This window comes from Variovorax sp. Soil_C_17 (assembly GCF_057657265.1).
In genome coordinates this window covers 1-18,956 of sequence record NZ_JBDGIT010000001.1, presented here as the reverse complement: position 1 = coordinate 18,956, position 18,956 = coordinate 1, and the positions used below count along the sequence as shown (strand labels likewise).

Genomic DNA, 18,956 nt, shown 5'->3' with positions numbered 1-18,956 from the left:
ATGGATCACCCCGCCTGCATCGTCATGACCACCGCCAGCACCGAGGACGAGGCCGAAGCGCTGGCCGCCGCCATTGTGGAGGCCCGGCTCGCCGCCTGCGTCCAGGTGGAGCGCGTGCGCAGCTTCTACATCTGGCAGGAGAAGCTGCACCGCGAGCCGGAATGGCTGCTCCTGATCAAGACGCTGGCGGCGCGTTTCCCGGCGTTGGAGGCCTTCATCCGCGAGCGCCACAGCTATGAGACGCCGGAGATCCTGCAGGTGCCGGTCGCGGCCGGATCGCCGGACTACCTGCGCTGGCTCGCCGCCGGCAGCACCGGCGCCGATCAGGCGTAGGTCACCCAGTCCTCGTAGGCCGGGCCGTCGAGGTGCGGCAGGGTGTTGTAGGTCAACAGCATGTGGCGCTTGGGCGTGAAGGCGAACTCGGTGACGGCCGTGTTTCGGATGCGCAGGTTGAGCTCGATCGTGGTCTCGGGACTGGTGCCCAGCACATGGCCCACCGCGGTGCTGATCGGCCCGCCGCTGGAGACCACCAGCACGCGGGCACCGTGGTGCTTGCCGCGAACATGGTCGAGCGCGGTGGTCACGCCGGCCAGAAAGTCGACATAGCTCGGCATGCCCACGGGCGACGTGCGGCCCTGCATCCAGGCGCCCAGGCCATCGCGCAGCAGCCGGAAGTGATGGCGGTACATCTCGGGCGAGTCGGGCTTTTGCAGCTTTTCCGGATGGATGGTGGCGATGACGGCATCGGCGTCGTACTCGTTGAGCCCCGGCCAGGGCAGGACGTCGTCGCGCACCAGGCCCAGGCCCTCGGCGATCCCCTCCCAGGTCTGGCGGTGGCGCTTCAGCGTGCCGGTGATGACCGCGTCGAACTGCATCCCGCGCTCGCGCCAGTACTCGCCCAGCCGCCGCGATTGCCGTCGACCCAGTTCGCTGAGCTGGTCGTAGTCGTCCGCGCCGAAGCTGGCCTGGCCGTGACGCACGAGATAGAGGGTTCCCATGCGCGGAATTTTGCCGGGGCGCCCCGCCCTCTGCCGTCCCGGCCGTGACCGTTGCGCTGGCGCATCGCCCGGGCGCTTGGGTGAAATAAGCAACGAATTCTGTAAGTGGATGAGTCCTTAAGTGTTCATTGTGTAAGAATGCGAACTTTCGTTGACATGGCCGCGCCAGCCCTTCCGCGCGGTAATGGCGCTTCATCCACCGGAGAGGGACTGCACGGAACATGAACAAGACTTATCGGAGTGTCTGGAACCACGCGCTCGGCGCCTGGGTCGCGGTGTCGGAGATCACCGCGGCGCGCGGCAAGCGCGCGAGCGGCCTGGCCACCGTGCTGGTGGCGGCGGGCCTGAGCGTGCTGGCGAGCTCGGGCGCCGCACAGACGGTCAATTACAACGACGGCGACAACCTGGGCGCGACCATCGACACCACGCCGTCGAACGTGACCCTCAACAGCCTCGGCGCGGGCTCGGCGACGCAAAGCGGCGCCATCATCGGTGCCAACGGCATCATCAAGACCGGTGCCGGCATCGTCGTGCTGAGCGCTGCCAATACCTACCAGGGTGCCACGACCATCAATGCAGGCACGCTGCAGGTGAGCTCCGATGCCAACCTGGGCACGGGCGGCGGCATCGTCTTCGGCGGCGGCACGCTGCGCCTGGGCGCGGACAACTTCGCGAGCGGCCGCGCCATTGCGTTGGGCGCCGCCGGCGGCACCATCGACGTCGCCGGCACCAGCGGCAATACGCTCACCGGCCAGATCACGGGCAGCGGCGTGCTCACGCTGCGCAACACCGGCACCAACGTTCTGGGTGCGGAAACGCAGCGCCTGACCCTCGACAACGCCACCAGCAACTACACCGGCGGCACTGTGCTGCAGGGCAACGGGACGAGCGGGCGCCTGAACGTCTGGACGCACACCACAGGCTCCTTCGGCACCGGCCCGATCAGCTTGCTGGAGAACGCCGAAGTGCGCTTTCAGGGCGGGAGCGCGAGCGCCGGCAACCTGAGCATTTCGGTCCTGGCCAACACCAACGTCAACGGCAGCAACAGCGGCGTCCAGTTCCAGGGCGGCGCGCAGGGCGGCACGGCGACGATCAACACCAACGGGGAGGGCTCCTACGTCCTCTTCGGCGGCGGCGGCTCCAATGCGCAGCAGGCCACCCTCAACAACAACGGCGGGCGCGTGATCTTCCAGGAGACCAGCTCCGGCGGCAGCGCAACCATCAACAACAACGGCGGCGCCGTCCAGATCTCGAACACGGCGGACCTGAGCGGCGCCACCGTCGTGAGCAACAACGACATCGGCAACGGCCTGACCGGCCAGGTCTACGTCAACGGCATGACGACGGGCACGCCCGCCAGGGTGGGCTCCCTGTCGGGCTCGGGCAATGTCGTGCTCGGCGACACCACGTTGGAAATCGGGGCGCTCGGCAAGAACGACACCCTGAGCGGCGTGATCGCGAGCACCGGTCCGGGGCTCTTCGACAGCGTGGGCGGCATCTACATCAACCCGGTGCTGGGCGCCGGCAACGGCGGGGTGATCAAGGTCGGCGCGGGCACCCTGACCCTCACCGGCGACAACACCTACACGGGCGGCACCACCATCAGCGACGGCGCGCTGCAACTGGGCGACGGCAATGCCAGCGGCAGCGTGCTGGGCGCCATCACCAACAACGCGTCGCTGATCGTCAACCGATCGGACAACTACTCGCTGGCCAATCCGATCTCCGGCTCGGGAACATTGACGCAGGCCGGCGCGGGCACCACGACCGTCACGGCGGTCAACGGCTACAGCGGCGGCACCGTCCTGAACGCGGGCGGGCTCACGGTCGCGAGCGGGGCCACGCTCGGCAGCGGCGCGCTCACGCTGCGCGCCGGCACGCTCGGAACGACGGCGGTCAACCAGATCCTGCCCAACGCGATCGTCCTCGACGGCAGTGCCGGCCTGGCGCCCAACGGGTCCATGACCTGGAGCGGCCCGGTCACGCTGAACACCAGCTCCACGCTGACCATGGTCCCGGCGCAAGGGGCGCTCATCTTCGACGGCGGCATCGGTGGCGCCGGCGGCATCACGCTCGACGCGAGCGCGGCCGGCTCTTTCGGCAGCTTCAACTACCAGGCCGCCAACAATTACGGCGGCACGACCACCGTGCAGGGCAACGCCGCCCTGCTCGTGAATGGGGCCGGCAACGTTCCGGGCGACCTCCTGGTGAACGGCAACGGGACGGTCTTCGCGGATGGCAACAACCGGCTGTCGCCGGCGGCCAGCGTCACGGTCAATTCGACCGGCAACACGGTGAACGGGCAGGCGCAGCCCGGCCTGCTCCTGCTCAACGCTACCCAGACGGTGGCCCAGCTCAACGGCAGCGGCACGGTCGGCCTCGCCGGCTCCGAGCTGACGGTCGGCGCCGGCAGCTTCTCCGGCTCGATCGCCGACAGCCCCGCTTTCTCGGCGAGCTCCGGCTCGCTGGTCAAGGCGGGCACCGGTACGCTGACCTTGTCGGGCTCCAACAGCTACACCGGCAGCACCACCGTCGCCGGCGGCACCCTCCAGACGGGCGCCGCCAATGCCCTGAGCGCTGCCTCGGCGCACAGCGTGGCCGCGGGCGCCACGCTCGACCTGGCGGGCTTCAGCCAGAGCATGGCCTCGCTGAGCAACAGCGGCACGGTCTCGCTGGCCGGCACCACGGCAGGCACCACGCTCACGATCAACGGCCCCTATGTCGGCAACAACGGCACGCTGCGCCTGGGTACGGTGCTCGGCGCCGGCGGGCCTTCCGATCGCCTGGTGCTCGACGGACCCACTGCCGTCGCCAGCGGCAGCACGACCCTTCAGATCACGAACCTCGGCGGCCTCGGCGGCCAGACCGTGGGCAACGGCATCGAGGTGATCACGGCGCTGAACGGCGCCACCACCACCGCGCAGACCACCAAGAATGCCTTCGCGCTCGGTGGCACGGGCCACGTGGACGCGGGCGCCTTCGAGTACCGGCTGTACGCCGCCGATTCGACAGGCGCCGGCGAGAACTGGTATTTGCGCTCTGAAGTGATTCCGCCGCCGCCTCCGCCGCCCCCTCCGCCTCCCGCGCCTCCTGCGCCCCCGGCTCCTCCTGCGCCCCCGGCTCCTCCGGCGCCGCCCGCCCCACCGGCGCCGCCCGCGCCCCCGGCACCACCGGCACCACCGGCACCACCGGCACCACCGGCACCCGCACCGGCACCGGCACCCATGGGGATTACGGCCTACCGCGCCGAGGCCTCGATGCTGTCCGCCCTGCCGTCGCAAATGCGGGGCGCCGACATGGCGATGGTCGGCAGCATGCGCACCCGGATGGGCGACGACGATGCCAGCGGCCGCGCGATGGCGAGCCTCACGCCGGTGGCCGGCGCGCTCTCGACCGAGCGCCGCGCCTGGGCGCGCGCCGTCTACAGCGACCTGGACATCCGCCAGTCGGGCGTGGTCAATCCCTCGACACAGGGCCATGTCGCCGGCGTCCAGGCAGGAACCGATCTCTACGTCTCGCCGCTGGGCGACTGGCGGGCGGGCATCTACGCCGGCACCCTCGACGGCAATGCCGACCTGAGCGGCTTCGCCAGCGGCCTCTACCGCGCCGTGGGCAGCACGGACCTGCGCGCGCGCTATCTGGGCGCCTACGCCAGCTACGCCAACGCCACGGGCTTTTATGTCGACACCGTGCTGCAGTACGGCTCACAGCGCTACACGATCCGTCCGCTCGGCGGCTTCGCCGCGTCCGGCAAGGGGAACAGCCTCACCGCCGCGGTCGAGGTCGGCCAGGCCTTCGCGCTCAGCGGCAACTGGACCATCGAGCCGCAGGCGCACCTCAGCTACCGGCGGGCCAGCCTGGACGACCTGCGGATCCCCGGCGCGCTGGTGCAGCAGGACGACGCCAGCGGCTGGACCGCCGGACTGGGCGTGCGCGTGAAGGGCGACTTCGCGACCGCTGCCGGCCGCCTGCAGCCCTACGGCCGGGTCGGCGTCATCCACGCCAACGACGCGGGCGACACGGCGCGCTTCATCAACGGCGGCGTCTCCACGCCCATCGCGAGCTCGAGCAGCTACACGTCGGTCGAACTCGCGGCGGGCGCCACGCTGACGCTGAGCAAGACCGTGAGCGTGTACGGCGAGCTGGGCAAGGTCTTCGGCACCGGCGGCGACACCCGGGTGAAGTCCTCGATCCAGGGGGCCGTGGGCGTGCGCGTGCGCTGGTAACGAGAAAAGATCGCGGTCCGGGGGCGGAACTCGGGGGGCGGCCGCCGGCTCCCACCGCCCATGGCTGCGCCGACCTCCACCCACTCCCCCCATCTTCTCCCGCGGCGCGCCGTCGCTGCCGCTTTCGTCGCGGCGCCGGTGCTCTGGCTCGGCGCCCGCGCGCAGCCGCAGCCCAAACGCATGGCCACTCCTTCGCAAACCGAAGGCCCCTTCTACCCGGTCAAGCCGCCGGCCGACAGCGACAACGACCTGCTGCGCAACGGCACGCTGAGCTACCGCGTCGGCCAGCCTGCGTCGGTCGAGGGCAGCGTGACCGACCTCGACGGCCGTCCGCTGCGCGGCGCCCAGGTCGAGATCTGGCAGTGCGATCAGGCCGGCCACTACCACCACCCGGGCGACGGCGACCGCGCCGACGCCGCCTTCCAGGGATTCGGCCGCGTGGCCGTCGACGGCGAGGGCCGCTGGCGCTTTCGCACCATCCGGCCCGTGGCCTACAGCGGCCGCACGCCCCACATCCACGTCAAGGTCAAGCTGGGCGGGCGCGAGCTGCTGACCACGCAGCTCTACGTGGCCGGCGATCCGGGCAATGCGCGCGACTTCCTGTGGCGCAACCTGCCGGAGCCGGCGCGCGAGGCGGTGACAGTGCCCTTCGAGCGGGCTCCGGACGGCTGGCTGGCGCGCTTCCCGATCGCCATCGCCGTCTGAACGCCGGCGCCCGGCTCGGGCGGCGCAGACCGCCGGCAGCGGGACGGCCGCAGCATCGACCAGGTGTTTTGCGCGCCGCCGGGCTCTTTCGAGCTGGCGCCGCGTTCAGGCGGGCTGCGAGAGCACTTGCGCGAAGATTGCGGCGTCGACGTTGCCGCCGGTCAGCGCGATGCCCACCGACTTGCCCGCCCAGCGCGTGCGCTGCTGCATCAGGGCCGCCAGCGCGGCGGCGCCGGCGCCCTCGGCCACGTTGTGGGTGTCGGTGAAGAGCACACGCATCGCCTCGGCCACGTCCCGGTCGCTCACCGCGACCACGTCGTCGGCCTCACGCCGCAGCTCCTCCAGCGCCTCGGGCACCGGCGTGCGGCAGGCCATGCCGTCGGCCAGCCGTGTACTGACGGGCGATTCGAGTGCCCGGCCCGCGCGGAAGGAGTCGAGGTAAGCGGTGGCGTGGGCCGACACCACGCCCACGAGCCGGGTCTGCACGCCGCAGTGCGCGCGCGCGGCAGCCGCGGCTGCGAAGCCCGAGCCCAGTCCGATCTGCACGAACAGCACGTCCGGTGGCCCGCCCGGCACCGCGGCCAGCGCCTCGAAGAACTCCACGTAGGCGGTGGTCACGCCGCGTACCAGTTCGCGATGGAAGGAGGGCACGCGGTGCAGGCCCTGGGCTTCGGCCAGCTGCCCTGCATGCTCGCTGGCAGTCTGGAACTCGTCGCCGTGCTCGATCAGCGTGACGCCCAGCGCCCGCATCGCAGCGTTCTTCTCGACCGAGTTGCCGTGCGGCACCACGATGCTCGCCTCCAGTCCGTGACGCCGCGCCGCGAAGCCGACCGACTGGCCGTGGTTGCCGCGCGTGGCGCTGACCACGCGGCGCACGGCGGGCTGCTCGCGCGCCAGCGTTTCGAAGTAGGTGAGCCCGCCGCGCACTTTGAAGGCGCCGGCCGGCGTGTGGTTCTCGTGCTTGACCCAGACCGTGCAGCCCAGGCGCTGCGCCAGCAGCGGCCAGGCGTACTGCGGCGTCGGCGGCATCGCCGCGTAGACGGTGCGGCGCGCGGCCTCGATCTCGTCGCGTGTGAAGCGCATGTCAGCGGCGCTCCGGCAGTGCCATGCGCACGTCGAGCGCGAACGGCACGCGTTCTGTGAGCTGGAGCGGCAGGTTCATCAGATTCCCTTGGAGTCGAGCGTGACGGTTCCGCGCGGCGTGTCGAACACCGCGCGCAGGCCGGGGGCGCCGGCACTCAGCGGCGTGTCGGCGAGCCCGATGGCTTGCAGGGCCTTCGCCAGGTCGACGGCGCGCGGATGCGACAGGGCCAGCGAGCGCAGCCGGGTGCCGGAGTCGGCCATGCTGTCGCTGGGATGCGCCGCACCCCAGGCGATCAGCGTGGGCAGCGCGCCGTAGAAGAGCCGCTGGCCGTCGTCGCGCACCGTGATGCGCCAGTCGAGGCGGCCCGCCGGCGTGTCGCGCGAGGCCTCGAGCAGGCGGCCGCGGTCGATGCGTTGGCGTGCCAGCGCCTGGACGGCGGCGTCGGCGTCGGGCACCTCGACCACGAAATGCACCAGCTGGGGTCCCCGGCGCGCCAGCGTCGCCTGGAGCTCGGCATCGTCGAGGTCGAACCAGCGGTGGAAGGTCGCGGGCCGGGTCGGCTTCTGCCGGGGGTCGATCGCGATGATCTCCAGGTAGGCGCGCGGGAAGTCTGCCGCGGCAATCTTCAGCAGGCGGTTGTGCGTGCCCATCAGCCGGTGCACGCCGCCCGGCCCGGGCACGACGCCGAACGTGGCTTCGCACCAGGCCACGCCTTCGTCCAGGCTGCGGGCGGCGATCACGAGGTGGTCGATGCGCGCGGGCATGGTTCCTCCTAGAGGGTGAGCTTCCCGTCGATGCAGGTGACGGAATCGCCGCCGACCCAGACCTGGCCTTCGGCATCATGCGTGACGTGGACGCGGCCCGCACGGCCCAGGCACTGGCCCTGCGCCGCGAGGTAACGCTCGGGCAGGTGGCCTTCGGGGATCAGCCATTGCGCCAGGCTGGCGTTGAGGCTGCCCGTTACCGGGTCTTCCTCGATGCCGACCGGGGCCGCGAAGGCGCGCACCTCGAGGCCGATGTCTTCGGCGTCCGCACGGGCGAAGGCGCGCGCCTCGCGGTTGGAGCGCGAGATCAGCGGGGTGGCCGATTCCTCGTTGCGCGCGGGAATGCCGGCCACGCCCACCTTCTGGCCGAGCTCCTTGAGCAGGCGATGGTCGGGCTTGAGCGCGAGCACCGTGTCGGCATCGGCGAGCAGCAGGCCCAGCCACACGGGGCCGTTGTCCAGCAGCTGCGCGGCCACGATCTGCTGCGCCCGCAGGCCCAGCGCGCCGGCCACCTTGGCCAGCAGCGAAGGGCTGGGCGCGCTGCGCCGGGAGGGTGGCGCCGCAAAGACCAGGCGCTCGCCCTCGTGTCGGATCGGCACCAGGCCCTGGGCGCATTGCTGCACGATGCGCCCGCCGGCCTTGGGCCGGCCGCCGGCCTCGAGCCAGGCGTGGCAGCTGCCCAGCGTCGGATGGCCGGCGAAGGGCAGCTCGCCGCCGGGCGTGAAGATGCGCACGCGGTAGTCGGCCGAGGGCTCGGTGGGCGGGAGCAGGAAGGTGGTTTCAGAGAGGTTGGTCCACTTGGCGAAATCCTGCATTTCGGCGTCGTCCAGGCCGGTGCCGTCGAGCACCACCGCGAGCGGGTTGCCGGCGTAAGGCTTCGCCGTGAAGACATCGACTTGCTTGAAGGGGCGGGTTTTCATGGCTGTCATTCCAGGGCGAGGTCGAGCACGCCGCGCGCGCCGGCGCGGCTGCGCAGGTCGGCGAACCAGCGTTCGACGTGCGGCCAGCTGGGCCGCGTGTATTCGGTCTGCGGCAGGCCGAACCAGCGATGCGCTTCGCAGCCGACCGGGATGTCGGCCATCGTGAAATGCTCGCCGAGCATGTAGGGGCGGGTGGCGAGGTGCGCATCGAGCAGCGCGAACAGCGGCTCGGTGGCGCGCACCGAGTGCGCGATCACGGCCGGGTCGCGCTGGTCGGCGGGTGTGCGGATCCATTGCCTGAAGGCGCCGGCGCTGACCGGGTTGAGCGTGGTCTGCTGCCAGTCCATCCAGCGCTCGGCATCGAAGCGGGCCGGCAGCGGCTCGGGGTAGAGCTTGCCCGGCGAATGCTTGGCGCAGAGGTAGCGCACGATCACGTTCGACTCCCAGAGCGTGACCCGGCCTTCGCCCTCGCCGTCGTCGATGGCGGGCACCAGCGCATTCGGATTGAGCGCGAGGTATTCCGGCGTTTGCACGATGCCGAACCTGCCGCCCGCCTCGGTGCGCTGGAAGTCGAGGCCGAGTTCCTGCGCGCACCATACGACCTTGCGCACGTTGATGGAGCTGATGCGCCCCCAGATGTTGAGCATGTTTCAGAATCCCTTCGTGGGGCGGTCGATGAGCAGAAGACGAAGCGCGAGGCCGGCCATCACCGTGGCCAGCAGGCCTCGCTGGAAGCCGGCGGCCCCGCGGCGCTGCTGCAGCCGGCGCCCGACGATGCCGCTGCACGCGCCCAGCACGGTATTGAACAGCAGTCCGGCCAGGGAGAGCGTGACGCCCAGCAACGCCAGCTGCGCCGGCACGCTGCCGCGCGCCGGATCGACGAACTGCGGCAGGAACACCATGAAGAAGAGCAGCGCCTTCGGATTCACCAGGTTGTTGAGCCAGGCGCTGCGCAGCACCTGCGCGAAGCCGGCACGCCCGGCCTGCGCCGGCAGGTGCGCGCTGCCCGATCGGAGCGCTCGCCAGGCGAGCCACAGCAGGTAGAGCGCGCCGGCATAGCGCAGCAGGTCGAAGGAGGGCGGCCAGGCGGCCACCAGCGCCGTGACGCCGGTCGCAGCGCAAAGGGTGTGGAGCAGGTCTGCCGCGGCGATGCCGAGGCCTGCCGCAAAGCCGGCCCGCGGTCCGAGCGCGATCCCGTGCGACAGCACGAAGGCCATGTTGGGCCCGGGCGAGAGGAACAGCGCCAGCACCGCCACCAGGAACAGCCAAAGCGTGCCGGGCTCGATCATGCCGCCGCCTTTTCGTGGGCCAGATAGGGGCCGATGTTGCGAAGCGCCTGCGCCACGTAGGCCTCCTTCTCGCCGACGGGGGCGACGTAGTGGAGGGCGGCAGCCGCTGCTTCGGTACCCTCGGTGCGCGCGATGATCCAGGCCGCGAGGTAGGGCGAGGCCAGGCAGCCGCCTGCCGTCGCCACGTTGCCGGCGGCGAAGAAGGGCTGGTCCAGCACCTCGACGCCCGCTTCCTGCACCCAGGGCTTGGTCGTGAGGTCGGTGCAGGCCGGCACCGCGCCGAGGATGACCAGCTTGGCCAGCAGCAGCGTGCCGGAGCATTGCGCGCCGATCAGTTGGCGTGCCGGGTCGAGCCGCAGCGCCGAGAGAATGGCCGGGTCCGCGGCGATCTCGCGCGTGCGGATGCCGCTGCCGACGATCACGGCCTCGGCCGCGCACGCATCGGCCAAGGTGGCCGTCGCGTGAAGCGTGATGCCGTTCATCGACCGCACCGTCGTGCCCGGCGCGGCCAGGCTCACGCGCCAGCCAGGTTTCTTGATGCGGTTCAGGACGCCGAGCGCGATGAGCGAATCGAGCTCGTTGAAGCCGTCGAAGGTGAGGATCGCGATGTGCATGGCCGGCCCGCTTCGACGACTGCTATGCAACGCTGGCGGCCAGCTGGCGCTGGACCTCGGCCGCGGCCTGGTGCGCCAGCTGCTCGCGCACGGCGTCGGCCAGGGCGGCGATCGCGGTGTCGATCTCCTCGGCGCTGGCCGTCACGAAGGACAGGCGGAGCGTGCGCGGGTCGCCGGCGCCGGCGTAGAAGGGGGTGCCGGGCACGAAGGCCACGCCGCGTTCCACGGCCTGCGGCAGCAGCGCCACGGCGTCCAGGCCCTCGGGCAGGCGCAGCCACAGGAACATGCCGCCGGCCGGCTTGTTGAAGCTGACGCCGAGGCCCTTCATTTCACGCTCGAGCGCGGTGAGCATCGCATCGCGCTGGCGCTTGTAGAGGGCGCGGATGGTCGGCACATGGCGGCCGAGAAAGCCGTCCTTCATCACTTCCGCCACCATGCGCTGGTTGAAGCTGGGGCTGTGCAGGTCGGCCGCCTGCTTGGCCTGCAGCAGCTTGGGGAGGATGGCCTTGGGCGCCACCAGGAAGCCCAGCCGCAGGCCCGGCGCCAACACCTTGGAGAAGGAGCCCAGGTAGATGCAGCCGTCGGGGTTGCGGGCGCTCAGCGGCAGCGGCGGCGCCTCGTCGAACCAGAGGTCGCCGTAGGGGTTGTCCTCGACGATCGGCAGGCCGGCCGCCGCCGCGGCGGCGGAGACCGCAGCGCGGCGCGCCTCGGTCATCGTGCGGCCGGTGGGGTTCTGGAAATTGGGCAGCAGGTAGACGAAGCGCGCGTCCTTGGCCTTGGCCTTCAGGTCGTCGACCAGGACGCCCTCGTCGTCGCTGGCAACGCTCACGGCCTCGGGCTCCATCGGCGAGAAGGCCTGCAGCGCGCCCAGGTAGGTTGGCGTCTCGACGAGCACGCGGCTGCCGGGGTCGAGCAGCACCTTGGCGATCAGGTCCAGGCCCTGCTGCGAGCCGGTGGTGATCAGGATCTGGGCCGGATCGACCGGCCAGGGCAGCATGGCCGCGACCGCTTCGCGCAGCGGACCGTAGCCTTCGCTGGCCGCGTACTGCAGCGCGGCCTGGCCGTCCTTGTGCAGCACCTCGGCGCAGGCCTCGGCGAAGGCGCTGATCGGGAAGGTCTTGGGCGAGGGCAGGCCGCCGGCCAGGCTGATGATGCCGGGGCGCTCGGTGACCTTGAGGATTTCGCGGATCACCGAGGGGTTCATCTTTTCGGCGCGGGCGGCGAGTTTCCAGTTCATGTTGTTTCCTTTGGATGGACGAGTCGTTGTGATGATGCGGCGGCGGGGCGCGCCTGCGAAAGCTTCTTGCCTGCGACCACGGTGGCGACCACCGCGGCCGCGAAGCCGAACGTGACGAGATCGAGCGGTTCGCCCAGGAGCGGGACCGCGGCGAGGATCGAGAGGAAGGGCTGCAGCAGCTGGGTCTGGCTCACGCGCAGCGCCCCGCCCATGGCGAGGCCCCGGTACCAGGCGAAGAAGCCCACCCACATCGAGAAGACGCCGACGTAGACGAAGCCCAGCCAGGACGAGGTCGCCACCGGCTGCTCGGGCCACAGCCACAGCGCGCCCGGCAGCGTGATCGGCAAGGCCATCACGCAGACCCAGCAGATCACGCGCTCCGCGCCCAGCGCCGGGGTGACCTGCGCGCCGTAGATGTAGCCCAGCGAGGCGGCGAACACGGCGCCCACCAGCAGAAGGTCGCCCCAGGCAAAGCCGAACTGCTGCTCGCCGGCACGCAGCACCGAGAACAGGATCACCAGCGCGCTGCCTGCCAGCGCACACAGCCAGAAGCCGAGCCGTGCGCGCTGGTGCAGCACCCAGGCGGCGCAGGCCGCGGTCACCAGCGGCAGCAGGGCGGTGATCACCGCCGCATGGCTGGCGCTGACGATGCGCAAGGCAAAAGCGAGCAGCAGCGGAAAGCCGATTGCGTTGCCCAGCATGGCCATGCCGAGGGGCTTCCACTGGTGACGTTGAGGCCGGGGCGAGCGGGTGGCAAGCAGGAAGACGACCGACAGCAGGCCCGCCAGCGCCGCGCGGCCCAGGGTCAGGAACCAGGGCGAGAGCTGCGGCGCCTCCACCGTACCGGTGGCGAGCCTCGTCATCGGCAGCGTGACGGCGAAAAAGGCCACGCCGAGCACGCCCAGCCACATGCCGAGGGTTTCGTCCCTGATCTTCATACGCTGGCCATCCACCAGGCGGTGAGCACCAGCACGGCGGCCATGCCGCGGTTGAACCAGAGCAGGCGATGCCCGTGCGCCAGCCACTTGCGCAGCAGCGAGCCTGCGAGCGCGTAGGCGAAGTTGCTGGTAAAGGCGTAGACCAGCATCACGGGTGCCACGATGGCGAAGCGCTTCAGCGGGTCGGGCTGCCCCGCGATCCAGGTGCCCACCAGCGTCAGCGCCAGCAGCCATGCCTTGATGTTGACGAACTGCAGCATCACGCCCTGGCGGAAGCCGACGTGCAGCTGCCTGCCGTCGGACTGGCCCATCGTGGCGCTGCCACTGAGCTTCCAGGCCAGCCACAACAGGTAGGCGACGCCGAAGGCCTTGATGGCCCAGCGCAGCGAGGGCGCCGCCACCACCAGCGCGCCGATGCCGGCGGCACACAGGCCCAGCAGCAACGTCCAGCCCACCGGCACGGCGACGACGAAGCGCATCGCGCGCGCCAGGCCGCCGTTGGCCGCGAGCGCGGTCGACAGGGTGGTGTTGGGTCCGGGCGAGAAGCTCATCGCCGTGGCCAGCGCCAGCAGCGCGGTGAAATCTTGCCAGGTCATGGCACACACTCTAAACTGATGACCATTACAGTACCGATACAGTTTGTCGAACATGACTGGAGCCTGTATCGGTCAGATCGTCGACACAGAGCACACGCGCATGCTGACACGAACCTCCACCCAATCGCTGACGGAGCAGCTGGCCGGCCGCTTTGCCGAGCGCATCCGCACGCGCCTGCTGGCGCCCGGAGCGCGGCTTCCGTCGGTGCGCGAATGCGCGCGGCAGCAGGGCGTGAGCCCGCACACGGTGGTCGCGGCCTACGACCAGCTGCTGGCGCAGGGACTCGTCGAAGCACGCCGGCAGCGCGGCTTTTTCGTGCGTGATGCGATTGCGGCCCAAGCAGGGCCGGCGCTGGCGACCGTCGGCCCGCTCGCCGAGCCGCCCGTGCCGCAGCCTGTACCGGCGGACGCGAGCACGCTGATCCGCGGCATGTTCCACCGCCCCAGCGACAAACCGCAGCCGGGCATGGGCGTGTTTCCCTCCGAGTGGCTGGAGTCGCCCTTTACGGCCGCCGCCGTGCGGCGCTTGACCAGCACCCGGGCGCTGCAGGACTTCTCGTTGCAATACGGCGAGCCCGCGGGGGACGGCGGCCTGCGGCGCAGCCTGGCCGCCAAGCTCGCCAGCATCAACGTGCCGGCCGGCGCAGACCAGATCGTGACCACGGTCGGCGCCACGCATGCGCTGGATATCGTCAGCCGCACGCTGCTGCGTCCCGGCGATCCGGTGATGGTGGAGGAGCCGGGCTGGGCGCTGGAGTTCGCGCGCCTCGAGATGCTGGGCATGCGCATCCTGCCGGTGCCGCGCAAGGCCGACGGACCCGACCTGGAGGTGATGGAGCGCTATTGCCATGCGGGGGATGGTCACAAACCCAAGCTCTTCGTGAGCGTGAGCGTGCTGCACAACCCGACCGGCTACAGCCTGACGCCCGGCAGTGCGCACCGGGTGCTGCAACTGGCCAACCAACACGGCTTTCATATCGTCGAGGACGACACCTACAGCCACCTGGCGCCGGAACACGCCACCCGCCTGTGCGCACTGGACGGGCTTCAGCGCACCGTGTACGTGAGCGGCTTCGCGAAGATCCTCGCGCCCGCCTGGCGCATCGGCTTCCTCGCGGCCTCGCCGGAGCTCGTGGGCCGGATGCTCGAGACCAAGCTGCTGGCCACGCTCACCACGCCGTCGCTTTTCGAGCGGGCGCTCGCCTGGTGCATCGACCAGGGGCAACTGCGGCGCCACGCCGAGCGCGTGCGCCTGCGCCTGGACGGCGCACGCGGGCGCACGGTGAAGCTGGCCCTGGCGGCCGGCTGCACGCTGGCTTCCGAGCCGGCGGGGCTGTTCGGCTGGGTGGACACCGGCGTCGACACCGATGCGCTCACTCAGCGCATGCTCGACGAGGGGTACCTGCTCGCGCCTGGCTCGCTGTTCCACGCCCGGCGGCCGCCGAGCACCCTGATGCGCATCAACTTCGCAACCGCGCAGGACGCCACTTTCTGGAAGGTGTTCGCGCGAGTGCGGGCGCAGCTTTGAAGGTGCGCCTCAAAGCAGCCTGTCGGGTGCGAAGGGGCCGAACAGCCTGAGGAGCAGGCGCAGGCCGGGGCTTGCGTCCGGCTCGGTCGTGCTGTCCTCCAGGCCGCTGTTCTGCGGTGCACGCCACACCAGGCGGCCGTTGCTCTGCTCGACGCGCCAGGCGCCGGTGTTCATCGCGGTCTCGATCTGGCTGGCGGCGGCGGCGCAGAGCTCGTTGCTGCGGATCAGCAGCGCGATTTCGGTGTTCTGCAGTTGCGAGCGCAGGTCGAGGTTCATCGATCCGACCACCAGCAGCCGCCCGTCCATCACCAGCACCTTGGAATGCAGCATCGAACGCGACTCGCCCGGCGTGCTGCCGCTGCCGTTGGAGCCGAAGGCGCTGCCGAGGCCGGCCTGTTCGCTGCGCAGCTCGTACAAGCCGATGCCCATCGCCAGCAGTTCTTCGCGATGCCGCGCGTAGCCGACATGGGCCACGGGCGCGTCGTTGGAGGCGAGGGAATTGGTCAGCACGCGAATCCTGACGCCGCGGGCCAGCGCCGAGGCAAACGCCCTCTTCATGTCCGGGCCCGGCACGAAGTAGGGCGAGATGATCAGGAGCTCGCGCTGGGCCAGGCCGATGAGCTGGAGCAGCCCCTCGACCACCGTGTCGCCACTGGCGGCGGCATCGGCTGCACCATCGAGCGAGCCGCGGGGCGCCGGACCTGTCCGGCGCTGGCCTTGTTGGGCCACGACGAGGCCCGGCGCCTTGGCCGGGCCGGCAACGCCGCGCGGCGTGTCCGCCGGGATCTTGGCCGGCTTGTCGACCAGCACCGCGGCGGGCGCCCAAACGAAGCTGGCCGTGCGCAGGTCCATCGGCTTTTCGTCCCAGGCGCGGTTCTGCTGCTCGGCAGACGGCGCGGCATTGCGCGGCCGCGGCTCACCGTCGGGCGGCCGGGCCCCGCCGGTATTCGTTTCCTTTTCGCGCTCGCTGCGCGCTTCATTGCGCAGCGCATCGAGTTCCTTGGGGGTGACCAACGATTGAACGGGATAGGCGCGTTCGTTGTTCCAGTACGCATCGAAGCTGCGCGACAGGTCCTGCACGATCGGGCCGGCCGCCAGAACGTCCATGTCCACGAAGTTGCCTGCCTGCCCATTGCCGAAATAGGCGTCGCCGAGGTTGCGCCCGCCGGTCACCCCGAGCACGTTGTCGGCGATGAACAGCTTGTTGTGCATGCGCTGCTGGATGCGCGAGGCATCCTCGACGGCGTTGAACATCCGTGCCAGGCTGGAACCCCGCGAGCCGGGTAGCGGATTGAACATCCGCATCTCGATGTTGGGCACGAAGGCCAGGCGCATCACCAACGCATTGCGGCCGGTGCTGTGGAAGTCGTCCAGCAGGATGCGCACGCGCACCCCGCGACGGGCGGCTTCGCGCACGGCGGCTAGCAGGCGTCCGGTGCTGGCGTCGGCATGGATCGCGTAGTACTGCAGATCGAGCGTCTTCTGCGCACCCTCGGCCAGCGCGAGGCGGCTGCCGTAAGCGGCCGGCGGACCGTCGAGCAGGAGGAAGCCGGACTCGTTGCGTGCCGCGGCGGCCTGGCGGCGCTGCTGGACCAGGGCTGCCAGCGGCGTGCCGGCGGGGGAGGCGAGCGCGGCGGAAACCGGCCGGTGCACGTTCTGCGGAAGTTCGGCGCAGGCCGAGAGAAAGAGGAAGGCCGAGAACAGGGCCGCGCCGCAGCGTCGCCATGCGACCGCGGAGGGATGGAAGGCCTTGAATGAAATCATGCAGCCCTATCGGAACGTGGACAGGCCCTGTATAGCGCAGCTGCGGCCAGTTGCGCGTCGGACGAAGGCGCCGTCGGCTAGCCCTGTCGCGCCGAATCGAGCTCTTCCCAGCGCTCCATCGCCGCCAGCAATTCCTCGTCGATCTGCGCGTGGCGTTGCGCAAGCTCGGCGGCGCGCGAGGCCTCGGTGGCGTAGATGGCGCCGCCGTCGAGCTCCAGGACTTCGCTGATCCGCTTCTGCTCTTCCTCGAGGTCGGCGATCTGTGCGGGCAAGGTCTCGAGTTCGCGCTGCTCCTTGTAGCTGAGCTTTCTGCGCGTTCCCAGGCGCGGGGCTGCTGGCGGCTTGGGGGGCGCCGGCACGGCTGCGGATGCGGGTGCGGGTGCGGGCGAATCCGCGGCGCTCTGGGCGGCAATCTCGCGCGCGCGCTTGGATTGGATCATCCAGTCTTCCACGCTGCCTTCGTATTCGCGCCAGAGGCCGTCGCCTTCGAAGGCGACGATGCTGGTCACCACGTTGTCGAGGAAGGTGCGGTCGTGGCTCACCAGGAAGACCGTGCCGTCGTAGTTCTGCAGCAGGTCCTCAAGCAACTCGAGCGTGTCGATGTCGAGGTCGTTGGTCGGTTCGTCGAGCACCAGCACATTGGCCGGGCGTGCGAACAGGCGCGCCAGCAACAGGCGGTTGCGCTCGCCGCCGCTGAGAGAGCGTACCGGCGAGTGCGCGCGCGCCGGCGAGAACAGGAAGTCGGCGAGGTAGCTCTTGACGTGCTTGCGCTGGTTGCCGATCTCGATCCATTCGCTGCCTGGGCTGATGAAGTCCTCCAATGTGGCGTCGAGCTGCAGCGCGTCGCGCATCTGGTCGAAATAGGCGACCTGCAGGTTGGTGCCCCGGCGGATCTTGCCGCTATCCGGCTCGAGCTCGCCGAGGATGAGTTTCAGCAGCGTGGTCTTGCCGGCGCCGTTCGGTCCCAGCAGGCCGACCTTGTCACCGCGCAGGATGGTGCCGCTGAAATTGCGGATCACTGTCTTGGCGCCGAAGGCTTTGGTCGCGCCCGTCAGTTCCGCGACGATCTTGCCGCTCGACTGGCCGGAAGCCACGTCCATATTCACGCTGCCGAGCGCCTCGCGCCGGGCCGTGCGCCTGGCGCGCAGGGTCTCGAGCCGGTTGATGCGGCTCTGGCTGCGGGTGCGGCGGGCCTCGACGCCTTTGCGGATCCAGACTTCCTCCTGGGCGAGCAGCTTGTCCGCCTTGGCATTGATGATCGCTTCCTGGGCGAGTTGCTCTTCCTTCTGCGCCAGGTACTGCTCGAAGTTGCCTGGATAGGAGCTGAGCTTGCCGCGATCCAGCTCCACGATGCGGGTCGCCACTCGGTTCAGGAAGCTGCGGTCGTGCGTGATGGTGACGACGCTGCCCTTGAAGTCGATCAGCAACTGCTCGAGCCATTCGATGGAATCCAGGTCGAGGTGGTTGGTCGGCTCGTCGAGCAGCAGAACATTGGGCGCGGCCACCAGTGCCTGCGCCAGGGCCACGCGCTTGCGGGTCCCGCCCGAAAGCGCACCCACGCGCGCGCTGCCGTCAAGGTGCAGGCGATGCAAGGTCTCCTCGACGCGCTGCTCCCAGTTCCACGCGTCGAAAGCTTCGATTTGCGATTGAAGCGCGTCGAGGTCCAGGCCTGGGGCTCCGGAGAGATATTGCTCGCGAAGAGCGATTACATTGGCCAGGCCGGTGCTGGCGGCTGTGAACACGTCGGCATCCAGGTCCAGTTGCGGATCCTGGGCCACGTACGCGACGCGCAAGCCCTGCTGTGCCTGGAGCGTGCCGTCGTCGGGCTTCTCCAGACCGCCCAGGATCTTCAGAAGGGAGGATTTGCCTGCGCCGTTGCGGCCGATCAAGCCGATGCGCTCGGATTCAAGAAGCGAGAAGTCCGCATGATCCAGCAGCGGGACGTGTCCGAAAGCCAGCTGTGCGTCGAGGAGTGTGATGAGTGCCATGTGGCGCGGATTATCGGAGTGGCATGTCGATGGCTTGGCGTGAAGGCGCGATGGCGGCTTGGAGGAGATGAGGGCCGGGATGTGCCGATCAGTTTGCCGCAGATAGTTGAGAGGCTAGAACTTGGCATATACTCGTAGGCTCTGCTGAAATCGATATGCACTTTGCGGCTTCTACGAAGCGCCAAGAATCGAAAGAAAGCAGGCTTCGATGCGGTGGGTCTTCAAAGACGTGTCATAATCGAGGGCTCCGCACAAGACGGCAGGCAGTTGAAGCTCTCAGGGGTTTTGGTGGCTGCGGTGGTGGA

The 18,956-nt window shown here is 70.0% G+C and carries 16 protein-coding genes; 4 read left to right on the top strand and 12 right to left on the bottom strand.

Annotation, left to right across the window (positions count from 1 at the left end; genetic code table 11):
• Nucleotides 1–333 (top strand): divalent-cation tolerance protein CutA, encoded by a 333-nt coding sequence (gene cutA, locus AC3A6Y_RS00080; RefSeq protein WP_487866206.1) that lies wholly within the window; start codon nt 1–3, stop codon nt 331–333.
• Here the strand turns inward: cutA and AC3A6Y_RS00075 are convergent.
• Nucleotides 324–998: a histidine phosphatase family protein gene (locus AC3A6Y_RS00075; RefSeq protein ID WP_487866205.1), complete on the bottom strand. Its 675-nt coding sequence runs from the start codon at nt 996–998 to the stop codon at nt 324–326. The genes cutA and AC3A6Y_RS00075 overlap by 10 nt on opposite strands.
• A 221-nt stretch (nt 999–1,219) precedes the next feature.
• Between AC3A6Y_RS00075 and AC3A6Y_RS00070 the strand changes: the two genes are divergently transcribed.
• Together AC3A6Y_RS00070 and AC3A6Y_RS00065 are read left to right on the top strand one after the other, a co-directional pair.
• A complete protein-coding gene (locus AC3A6Y_RS00070) occupies nt 1,220–5,224 on the top strand; it encodes an autotransporter outer membrane beta-barrel domain-containing protein (protein ID WP_487866204.1) in 4,005 nt (1,334 codons plus the stop codon).
• Nucleotides 5,225–5,284: 60 nt separating this feature from the next.
• Nucleotides 5,285–5,929 (top strand): dioxygenase family protein, encoded by a 645-nt coding sequence (locus AC3A6Y_RS00065; protein WP_487866203.1) that lies wholly within the window; start codon nt 5,285–5,287, stop codon nt 5,927–5,929.
• A gap of 105 nt (nt 5,930–6,034) precedes the next feature.
• Here AC3A6Y_RS00065 and AC3A6Y_RS00060 read toward each other — a convergent pair whose 3' ends face one another.
• From AC3A6Y_RS00060 to AC3A6Y_RS00020, 9 genes are all read right to left on the bottom strand, one after another.
• The gene (locus AC3A6Y_RS00060) at nt 6,035–7,012 is read right to left on the bottom strand and encodes a threonine dehydratase (RefSeq protein WP_487866202.1); all 978 of its coding nucleotides are present in this window, start codon (nt 7,010–7,012) and stop codon (nt 6,035–6,037) included.
• A 78-nt stretch (nt 7,013–7,090) separates the two neighbouring features.
• Nucleotides 7,091–7,777 (bottom strand): VOC family protein, encoded by a 687-nt coding sequence (locus tag AC3A6Y_RS00055; protein WP_487866201.1) that lies wholly within the window; start codon nt 7,775–7,777, stop codon nt 7,091–7,093.
• A gap of 8 nt (nt 7,778–7,785) precedes the next feature.
• A complete protein-coding gene (locus AC3A6Y_RS00050; protein WP_487866200.1) occupies nt 7,786–8,697 on the bottom strand; it encodes a PhzF family phenazine biosynthesis protein in 912 nt (303 codons plus the stop codon).
• Between the two features lie 5 nt (nt 8,698–8,702).
• On the bottom strand, nt 8,703–9,344 hold the full coding sequence (locus tag AC3A6Y_RS00045) for a glutathione S-transferase family protein (RefSeq protein WP_106561198.1): 642 nt from the start codon (nt 9,342–9,344) through the stop codon (nt 8,703–8,705).
• A gap of 3 nt (nt 9,345–9,347) precedes the next feature.
• Nucleotides 9,348–9,986, bottom strand: a complete 639-nt coding sequence (locus AC3A6Y_RS00040) for a LysE family translocator (protein WP_487866199.1) — start codon at nt 9,984–9,986, stop codon at nt 9,348–9,350.
• Nucleotides 9,983–10,600 carry a DJ-1/PfpI family protein gene (locus AC3A6Y_RS00035; protein ID WP_487866198.1) on the bottom strand — a complete coding sequence of 206 codons (618 nt, stop codon included), beginning with the start codon at nt 10,598–10,600 and terminating at the stop codon, nt 9,983–9,985. The genes AC3A6Y_RS00040 and AC3A6Y_RS00035 overlap by 4 nt, the downstream gene beginning before the upstream one ends.
• A gap of 22 nt (nt 10,601–10,622) precedes the next feature.
• On the bottom strand, nt 10,623–11,837 hold the full coding sequence (locus AC3A6Y_RS00030) for an aminotransferase-like domain-containing protein (RefSeq protein WP_487866197.1): 1,215 nt from the start codon (nt 11,835–11,837) through the stop codon (nt 10,623–10,625).
• Nucleotides 11,834–12,775, bottom strand: a complete 942-nt coding sequence (locus AC3A6Y_RS00025; protein WP_487866196.1) for a DMT family transporter — start codon at nt 12,773–12,775, stop codon at nt 11,834–11,836. The genes AC3A6Y_RS00030 and AC3A6Y_RS00025 overlap by 4 nt, the downstream gene beginning before the upstream one ends.
• Complete coding sequence (locus AC3A6Y_RS00020) at nt 12,772–13,371, bottom strand: LysE family translocator (protein ID WP_487866195.1); 600 nt, start codon at nt 13,369–13,371, stop codon at nt 12,772–12,774. The genes AC3A6Y_RS00025 and AC3A6Y_RS00020 overlap by 4 nt, the downstream gene beginning before the upstream one ends.
• Before the next feature lie 100 nt (nt 13,372–13,471).
• Here AC3A6Y_RS00020 and AC3A6Y_RS00015 point away from each other — a divergent pair, with 100 nt between their 5' ends.
• Complete coding sequence (locus AC3A6Y_RS00015; RefSeq protein WP_487866194.1) at nt 13,472–14,899, top strand: aminotransferase-like domain-containing protein; 1,428 nt, start codon at nt 13,472–13,474, stop codon at nt 14,897–14,899.
• Nucleotides 14,900–14,908: 9 nt separating this feature from the next.
• Here the strand turns inward: AC3A6Y_RS00015 and AC3A6Y_RS00010 are convergent, their stop codons facing one another.
• The gene (locus tag AC3A6Y_RS00010; RefSeq protein ID WP_487866193.1) at nt 14,909–16,663 is read right to left on the bottom strand and encodes a phospholipase D family protein; all 1,755 of its coding nucleotides are present in this window, start codon (nt 16,661–16,663) and stop codon (nt 14,909–14,911) included.
• A 77-nt stretch (nt 16,664–16,740) separates the two neighbouring features.
• On the bottom strand, nt 16,741–18,651 hold the full coding sequence (locus tag AC3A6Y_RS00005; RefSeq protein WP_487866192.1) for an ATP-binding cassette domain-containing protein: 1,911 nt from the start codon (nt 18,649–18,651) through the stop codon (nt 16,741–16,743).
• Nucleotides 18,652–18,956: the final 305 nt, after the last annotated feature.

Coding starts and splice junctions, on each gene's coding strand:
- AC3A6Y_RS00040 (WP_487866199.1), bottom strand. CDS start 9,986: ATGATCGAGCCCGGCACGCTTTGGCTGTTCCTGGTGGCGGTGCTGGCG.
- AC3A6Y_RS00055 (WP_487866201.1), bottom strand. CDS start 7,777: ATGCCCGCGCGCATCGACCACCTCGTGATCGCCGCCCGCAGCCTGGAC.
- AC3A6Y_RS00060 (WP_487866202.1), bottom strand. CDS start 7,012: ATGCGCTTCACACGCGACGAGATCGAGGCCGCGCGCCGCACCGTCTAC.
- AC3A6Y_RS00020 (WP_487866195.1), bottom strand. CDS start 13,371: ATGACCTGGCAAGATTTCACCGCGCTGCTGGCGCTGGCCACGGCGATG.
- AC3A6Y_RS00075 (WP_487866205.1), bottom strand. CDS start 998: ATGGGAACCCTCTATCTCGTGCGTCACGGCCAGGCCAGCTTCGGCGCG.
- AC3A6Y_RS00070 (WP_487866204.1), top strand. CDS start 1,220: ATGAACAAGACTTATCGGAGTGTCTGGAACCACGCGCTCGGCGCCTGG.
- AC3A6Y_RS00025 (WP_487866196.1), bottom strand. CDS start 12,775: ATGAAGATCAGGGACGAAACCCTCGGCATGTGGCTGGGCGTGCTCGGC.
- AC3A6Y_RS00005 (WP_487866192.1), bottom strand. CDS start 18,651: ATGGCACTCATCACACTCCTCGACGCACAGCTGGCTTTCGGACACGTC.
- AC3A6Y_RS00050 (WP_487866200.1), bottom strand. CDS start 8,697: ATGAAAACCCGCCCCTTCAAGCAAGTCGATGTCTTCACGGCGAAGCCT.
- cutA (WP_487866206.1), top strand. CDS start 1: ATGGATCACCCCGCCTGCATCGTCATGACCACCGCCAGCACCGAGGAC.
- AC3A6Y_RS00030 (WP_487866197.1), bottom strand. CDS start 11,837: ATGAACTGGAAACTCGCCGCCCGCGCCGAAAAGATGAACCCCTCGGTG.
- AC3A6Y_RS00045 (WP_106561198.1), bottom strand. CDS start 9,344: ATGCTCAACATCTGGGGGCGCATCAGCTCCATCAACGTGCGCAAGGTC.
- AC3A6Y_RS00015 (WP_487866194.1), top strand. CDS start 13,472: ATGCTGACACGAACCTCCACCCAATCGCTGACGGAGCAGCTGGCCGGC.
- AC3A6Y_RS00010 (WP_487866193.1), bottom strand. CDS start 16,663: ATGATTTCATTCAAGGCCTTCCATCCCTCCGCGGTCGCATGGCGACGC.
- AC3A6Y_RS00035 (WP_487866198.1), bottom strand. CDS start 10,600: ATGCACATCGCGATCCTCACCTTCGACGGCTTCAACGAGCTCGATTCG.
- AC3A6Y_RS00065 (WP_487866203.1), top strand. CDS start 5,285: ATGGCTGCGCCGACCTCCACCCACTCCCCCCATCTTCTCCCGCGGCGC.